General features: G+C 51.3%; 8 protein-coding genes and 1 pseudogene. 5 read left to right on the forward strand and 4 right to left on the reverse strand.

Annotated elements, in window-relative coordinates; all coding sequences use genetic code 11:
- Positions 1-38: 38 nt before the first annotated feature.
- Both HMPREF3168_RS04995 and HMPREF3168_RS05000 read right to left on the reverse strand, forming a co-directional pair.
- Entirely contained in the window at positions 39-1,256 is a 1,218-nt protein-coding gene (locus HMPREF3168_RS04995) for an ABC transporter permease (RefSeq protein ID WP_070488779.1), read from the reverse strand.
- Positions 1,249-1,989: an ABC transporter ATP-binding protein gene (locus tag HMPREF3168_RS05000; protein ID WP_035175792.1), complete on the reverse strand. Its 741-nt coding sequence runs from the start codon at positions 1,987-1,989 to the stop codon at positions 1,249-1,251. Before HMPREF3168_RS05000 ends, HMPREF3168_RS04995 begins: the two co-directional genes overlap by 8 nt.
- A gap of 103 nt (positions 1,990-2,092) precedes the next feature.
- Between HMPREF3168_RS05000 and HMPREF3168_RS05005 the strand changes: the two genes are divergently transcribed.
- Positions 2,093-2,530 (forward strand): HIT family protein, encoded by a 438-nt coding sequence (locus tag HMPREF3168_RS05005; protein WP_016396937.1) that lies wholly within the window; start codon positions 2,093-2,095, stop codon positions 2,528-2,530.
- A 16-nt stretch (positions 2,531-2,546) separates the two neighbouring features.
- A complete protein-coding gene (locus tag HMPREF3168_RS05010; protein ID WP_003615649.1) occupies positions 2,547-2,897 on the forward strand; it encodes a YtxH domain-containing protein in 351 nt (116 codons plus the stop codon).
- A gap of 79 nt (positions 2,898-2,976) precedes the next feature.
- Here the strand turns inward: HMPREF3168_RS05010 and HMPREF3168_RS05015 are convergent, their stop codons facing one another.
- The gene (locus HMPREF3168_RS05015) at positions 2,977-3,906 is read right to left on the reverse strand and encodes a dihydroorotate dehydrogenase (RefSeq protein ID WP_070488782.1); all 930 of its coding nucleotides are present in this window, start codon (positions 3,904-3,906) and stop codon (positions 2,977-2,979) included.
- 273 nt (positions 3,907-4,179) lie between these two features.
- Here HMPREF3168_RS05015 and pyrF point away from each other — a divergent pair, with 273 nt between their 5' ends.
- The 3 genes from pyrF (at position 4,180) to HMPREF3168_RS05030 (ending at position 6,568) form a co-directional block, all read left to right on the forward strand.
- Positions 4,180-4,902: an orotidine-5'-phosphate decarboxylase gene (pyrF, locus tag HMPREF3168_RS05020; RefSeq protein WP_070488786.1), complete on the forward strand. Its 723-nt coding sequence runs from the start codon at positions 4,180-4,182 to the stop codon at positions 4,900-4,902.
- Complete coding sequence (gene pyrE, locus HMPREF3168_RS05025; protein WP_035162245.1) at positions 4,892-5,515, forward strand: orotate phosphoribosyltransferase; 624 nt, start codon at positions 4,892-4,894, stop codon at positions 5,513-5,515. Before pyrF ends, pyrE begins: the two co-directional genes overlap by 11 nt.
- A 126-nt stretch (positions 5,516-5,641) precedes the next feature.
- Entirely contained in the window at positions 5,642-6,568 is a 927-nt protein-coding gene (locus HMPREF3168_RS05030; RefSeq protein ID WP_070488789.1) for a peptidylprolyl isomerase PrsA, read from the forward strand.
- A 73-nt stretch (positions 6,569-6,641) separates the two neighbouring features.
- Here the strand turns inward: HMPREF3168_RS05030 and HMPREF3168_RS10465 are convergent.
- Positions 6,642-6,857, reverse strand: a pseudogene (locus HMPREF3168_RS10465) (hypothetical protein); the annotation flags it as partial.

Below are 6,857 nucleotides of genomic sequence, written 5' to 3' on the forward strand. Positions count from 1 at the left end.
CGTTGCGGTTGGTATTGCGCCGATTTATCCCTTTTGCCCTATTTTTTCCGCTTCTTGTAGCGGGATTTTTTCGCCAGCTGCTGGGTCTTGTAAGGCAGGTAGCCTTTGGCCAAAAGGCCGCACCAGACCAAGAGCAAGAGGCTCCAGGCAAACTGGCCCGGCATAATGGCCAGCCAGAAAATTATAATCAGCCCCGTCTGCAAAAGCAAGGCCCAGGCCAAGACCCGGCTGACTTCCTGCCCCCGCTCTTTTTGGGCAATCGGGTAGACCCGGTACATGATGTTCTGGTCATATTTTTGCCCTAAAGGCAGGAGCTGCCAGACGGTTAAGTACATGACCAAGCCGGACAGGAGCAGAGACCAGACCGGATCCTGGATCATGGCTGTTAACAAAACGGCAAAGGCCGTCATCCGGGCCAAAAGGTTCAAGTATTCCGGGTCCCGCAAAAGAGTCCGCCGGTACAAGAAGCTGTTTGGGCTTTCCTTGCCAAAAGGCGGCAATAAAAAGTCCAGGTACTTCCGCCGCTTGATATTGACCTGTCTTTCCTTGACGTCAGTAAACAGGGCAAAGCCGGCGTAAACCGTCTCTTTCCGCCTTGATTCATAGTCAATGGCGTACTGCCAGTCAAAGGCGGAATTTTTCCAGGCCCGTAAGGCCAAAACTGCGATAACGGCAAGGGCCAAAAGCAGGTACAAGGCATTTGGCAAGAAATACAAACTCGCTAAAAGCAGGGCTAATAGGACTAGCCTGATCAGCCAGGTCACCTGCTTGACCCTGTGGTCAAAAGTCAGGCTGCGGCTGACCGCCCCTTGCTCAAAGACCTTGGCGAAAAAGAGGGCCAAGACCAAGCTAAAGTAGTTGAGATTGCTGAGGCCCATTTTTAAACTGGCGAAGGGATACATGATCCCGCCAGCTAAGGCCAAAAGCAGGGCCGGCAGAACTAAGCTGTAGCGGCGCATGGGAGCCAGGTAATCATCCAGCCGGTCGTCAGTGGCCAACAAAAACTGCCGGTCAGCCGTCTGCAATAGGGTCACCAGTTTGCCCGGCAAGTAGGCCAGCCAAAGCAAGGCGGATAATACCAGGGGATAGTACCAGGCCTTTACCGGCAGGACCTTCATCACCTGAGCATACCAGAACATGACTGCCCCAAAGATGAAGATCAGAGCCAGGACAAAGAAATCGTTGAAAACCAAGGCCAAATACTTGGCTGACTGCTGGAAGTTACCCTGCAGTCTCTTCTTTGCCAACTCACGCATTTTTCTGCTCCTGGTACAAGAGCTGATAGAGCTTGTCAAAGGAGTCGCTGGCCTCTAAGCCATAGTGGTCCCTGATTTCATCCAGGCTGCCGGTGAACTCGATCGTGCCCTGGTTTAAGATCGCGTAGGTCTTGATGGCCTTCTGGGCATCGGCTAATACGTGGGTCGTCATCAGAATTTCCTTGCCAGACTCTTGCGCTTCTTTGATGAGGCCGATGAAGTTGGCGACAGCCAGAGGGTCCAGGCCGGTAAATGGCTCATCGATCACTAAAAGCTGGGCGTCAGTCAAGAAGGCGGCCACGATCATCACCTTCTGCTGCATCCCTTTTGAAAAGTGCACCGGCAGCCAGTCCAATTTGTCTGCCAGGCGGAACATGGTTAAAAGCTCTTTAGCCTTTTCCCAGGCTTTATCCGGATCCAGCTGGTAGGCCAGGATGGTCAGTTCTAGGTGCTCTTTCAAGGTCAGTTCCGGGTAGATGACTGGCGTTTCCGGGATGTAGGCCACCAGCTTTTTAAATTCAGCTGGCTTCTCAGCCAGGTTGATCCCGTTTAAAGTAATTTTGCCGGCTTGCGGGCGCAAAAGGCCCAGCAGGTGCTTGATGGTGGTCGACTTGCCGGCCCCGTTCAAGCCAATCAAGCCGATCGCCTCACCGGAAGCGATGGTCAGATTGACGTCTTTGATTACCGGGATGCCGCTGTAGCCCCCGGTCAAATGCGATATTTCTAGAGTCATATTTTCCCTATCTTTCTTCATGTTTTTATCTGCCTCTTATGATAGCATGGAGACATAGAGAAACTGAAAAAATAACTCATTAAAATTGATCAGAGGTAACACAATGACTAAGGCTGAATTAATTGACGACTGTTTATTCTGTAAGATTATCCGCGGCGAAATTCCCAGCTACACCGTTTTTGAAAATGACGACGTGAAGGCCTTTTTGGACATTTCCCAGGTCAACGAAGGCCACGTATTGATGGTGACAAAGAAGCACTTGACCAACTTCTTTGACTACAGCGCTGAAGACGCCTGCCGCTTTATGCAATACGTGCCGGAAATCGCCAAGGCCATCAAGGCTTCTGACCCGCGGATCCAGGCGATGAATGTCACCAGCAACAACGGTAAAATTGCCGGCCAGGTGGTCATGCACTCTCATATCCACTTTATCCCCCGCTGGGAAGGCGACGGCATCAAGTTCTTCACCAGAAACAATGCCGACCAGTACGACGAAAAGAAGTACCAGGAAGTCTGCGACCGGATCAAGGCCCAGTTTTAACTGAGGGGGAAGAAAAATGCGGAATTTCAAGCACTTTGGCCTGGGCTTTTTGCTCGGGGCAGCAGCAGGGGCGGTCTTTGCCTTTTTGCCAGATGAAAACGGCAAGAGCACCAGGGAATATCTCAAAGAAGACGCGGAAGACTTCAAGGAAAGCCACAAGGAACTGCAAGACGGCCTCTCCCGGGCCCAGGAAGCCGGCAGCCGCTTAGCCAGTGAACTGCCAGCAGCTGAGCAGATGGTCAGCGACCTCAACACCGACGTTGAACGCTTCAAGCAGGAAGCCGACAAGGAAATCACCCGCCTGCAGGCCAAGATTGACAGACTAAGCAGCGAGCTCAACCAGGACCTGAACGAGAGCGAAAATTAATCAGAACATAAAAAAGTGTTGAATGATTACTCTTACCATGAAGTAATTACTCAACACTTTTTTCTTGCTCTAAATTTTTCTATTGTTTATTTGACTGCCACTGGCCAACCAGGCTGGTAACGTCACTTGCGCCCATGTCAGCCAAAACTGCTGGCAGACCGTCAATCACGTGTTTGATGGCCAATTTGTCATGGAAAGCCATGCTGCCGATCTGGACAGCGCTGGCCCCAGCCAAGATGAATTCAGCCGCGTCTTCCGGGCTGTTGATCCCGCCGACCCCGATGATCGGCAAACTAGTTGCCTGCCTGACCTGGGCCACCATGCGGACAGCCACTGGCTTAACTGCTTGACCGGACAAGCCGCCAAAGTCATTGCCTAAAACCGGCCGCCGGGTCTTTAAATCAAGGTGCAGGCCCAGCAAGGTGTTAATCAAGGTCAAGCCATCAGCTCCGCCTCTTTCAGCGGCCTGGGCAATTTCCACGATGCTGGTAACGTTTGGCGTCAATTTCACGTATACCGGCAGGTCCACTTTTTCCTTAACCAGGCGGGTGATCTTTTCCACCATTTCCGGCACGATGCCAAAAGTCATCCCGCCTTCAGACACGTTCGGGCAGGACAAGTTAAGCTCTAAAGCGTCCGGCTTGGCCGCGGCCAGAATTTTCGCGACTTCCACGTAGTCTTCCACGCTTTCCCCGCCCACGCTGGCCAAGATCGGCAGGTCCGGGTGCTTTTCTCTTAAAGCCGGGATCTTCTCGCTAGCCACGACCTCAGCGCCTGGGTTGGTCAAGCCTACGGCGTTCATGACCCCGTCAGCGAGCAAGGCAATCTGCGGCTGAGGGTTGCCGGTCCGGGCATGCCGGGTGGCAGTCTTTAAGACGATCGCCCCCATCTCGTCCCAGTTGAAATTCTCTGGCAAGTCGCCAAAGGCAAAGGTCCCACTCGCCGGCATTACCGGATTCTTCAGCTTCAAGCCTGGCAGTTCAACAGCCAAATTAACTTCTGCGGTCATTTTTCCTCCCGTGTGACTTCATGTGACTTCTTTAACTTTTCAATTCGCCAAAATTATCCTACAAAAAAATAAAAAAGGCAAGCTGGCCTGGCCCCTTGATTTTTCAGAAAGTTCGTGATAGTCTTTTGTTAACTGAGCTTTAATTGGTACAGAGAGACCACAAGCAGCACAATCTTTTTGGTATGCACGCATTCTGCCCGCCTGGGGTCTCTGTAGACTCTGGCGGGCTTTTCTTATGCGGTCATACGCGCTTTGTAAATTTAAGGAGTCGCAATGAACAAACCGTTATTTATCGCTTTGGACTATGATGATCAGGAAAAAATGTGGCTGTTCCTCAACCAGCTGAAGGACAAGCATGGCCTGCACGTCAAGCTGGGGATGGAAATGTTCTACCAGTACGGGCCGGAAATTGTCCGTGATTTGTCCGCCAAGGGCTACCAGATCTTCCTTGACCTCAAGCTGCACGACATTCCCAACACCGTCAAGCGGACTGCCCACCAGCTGGCTGCTTTGGGCGTTTACTGCACGACTGTCCACGCCCTGGGCGGCAAGCAGATGATCCAGGCCGCTAAAGAAGGCCTGATCGAAGGTACCCCGGCCGGCAAGCCGGTGCCAAAGCTTTTGGCCGTGACTGAACTGACTTCAATCTCTGAAGAAGTCTTGAAGAATGAACAGCACTGCTCACTCAACCTGGCTGACGAAGTAAAGAGCCTGGCCCACCAGGCCCAGGAAGCCGGGGCTGACGGGATCATCTGCTCACCTTTGGAAGTCAAGGCGATGAAGAGCGAATTCAACGACGACTTCATGTTCGTCACTCCGGGCATCCGGCCAAAGAGCTACCAAAAGGACGACCAGGCCCGGGTGGCCACCCCAGGCCAGGCGCGGGAAAACGGGTCAACCGCTATAGTTGTCGGCCGGCCAATCACCCAGGCCGCTGACCCGCAAAAAGCATATGAAGAGATTTTGAAGGATTGGAGCAAGAACGATGCAAAATAACGAAATTATCCGCCAGCTGATCGACAAGAAGATTGTGACTATTTCCACAGACAAGGACTTTGTCTACGCCAGCGGGATGCACTCCCCCATCTACACTGACCTGCGGCAAACCATTTCCTTCCCGAAACTGCGGCAGGCAATCGCTGAAAACCTGGCAGCCTTGATCAAGCAGGAATTCCCGGAAGTTACGGTGATCGGCGGTGTCGCTACGGCCGGCATCCCGCACGCTGCCTGGGTTGCCCAAGTCATGAACCTGCCAATGGTTTACATCCGCTCCAAGCCAAAGGACCACGGCCAAGGCCGGCAAATCGAAGGCCGCCTGTCCATGGACGACCACATCGTTTTGATCGACGACCTCATTTCAACTGGCGGCAGCGTTTTGTCTGCCGTGCAAGCAGTCAAGGACACCGGCACCCACGTTGACGGGGTCAGCTCAATCTTTACCTACCTTTTGCCAGACGCTGACGAAAACTTCAAGAAGGCCGACACCAAGTTCGCTCCGCTCTTGAACTACCGGGAACTGATTGAACAGGAAATTGCTGAAACGGTCAGCGAAGAACAATATAAGGAATTGTTGGCTTGGCACCAGGATCCTTGGAACTGGAAGCGGTAAGAGCTAGTAAAGAAATTCCTAAGAAAGACGGATTTTTTCATAAACTTTGCCTCCAGGAACTCTATAGCTGGAAAAATATGTTATATTAGTAACCAGTACGTATGAAGGATGTGGAGATTTAATTTTATGAAAAAGCATTTGAAGAAAATTGCCGTTTTGGCAGGTGCCGCAGCTATCGGTCTGTCCACTGCCGCTTGCTCAAGCAGCTCAGCTACTGTAGTTAACTACAAGGGTGGCAAGATCACTCAGGACGAATACTACGAAGCTATGAAGGACACTTCAGCCGGCCAATCAACTTTGGTCAGCTTGATCATCTACCGCACGCTGAAGGCCCAATACGGTGACAAGGTATCTTCAAAGAAGATCAACGCCGAATACAACAAGTACAAGAAGCAATACGGCTCAAACTTCAGCACTGTTTTGAGCTACAGCGGCTTGACTACTAAGTCATTCAAGCAAAACCTGGCAACCAACCTGTACTCAGTTGCCGCTTTGAAGGACTTGAAGAAGCCAACCACCACGCAAGAAAAGAACTGGTGGAAGAGCTACCACACCAAGACCACTGTGCAACACATTGTAGTTGACAAGAAGTCAACTGCTGAAACTGTCATCAAGAAGCTGAAGAGCGGCACTAGCTTTGCTACTCTGGCTAAGAAGTACTCAACTGACACTGCTACCAAGAAGAAGGCCGGCAAGCTGGCAGCCTTCGACTCAACTGACACCAGCTTGAGCAGCACTTTCAAGTCAGCTGTTTGGAAGCTTAAGGAAGGCGAATACACTACCACGCCAGTTAAGACTTCATCCGGCTACGAAGTCATCAAGGTTTTGAAGACTACTGAAAAGGGATCATACACTAAGAACAAGAGCTTCATCGACAAGCAGCTCTACGCTAAGTGGGCAGCTGACTCCAACACGATGACCAAGATCATCAGCAAGGTTCTGAAGAAGGCAAACGTCAACATCAAGGACAAGGACCTGAAGAGCAAGAACCTGCTGGCTAACTACTTGAACTCATCAGCTTCATCATCAGCATCGTCATCTAGCGCAAACTAATGCGAGCTGACGATTAGACGATAAAAAGACGCGATTCACTGAATCGTGTCTTTTTTCTTTGTTTCTTTCGATACTACTTCTTCAGCTCATAAGCGGCCAGGATTTCCTTAGCCTGCTGGCGGTCAGCTTCCTTGGCAAAGGTCAGTTGCAGGACCCCGTCGATTTCTTCTCTGATTTCCAGGATCTGCAGGCTGACGATGCTGATTCCGGCTTCTGCCGGCAAGCCTAAAAAATAAAAACCACCTGATTTGGAAGACGTTGATATGACCCCCGAAATTAGGACACTAAT

Origin of the sequence: Lactobacillus sp. HMSC08B12, from assembly GCF_001808415.1 — a bacterium.
Taxonomy (GTDB): Bacteria; Bacillota; Bacilli; order Lactobacillales; family Lactobacillaceae; genus Lactobacillus; species Lactobacillus delbrueckii.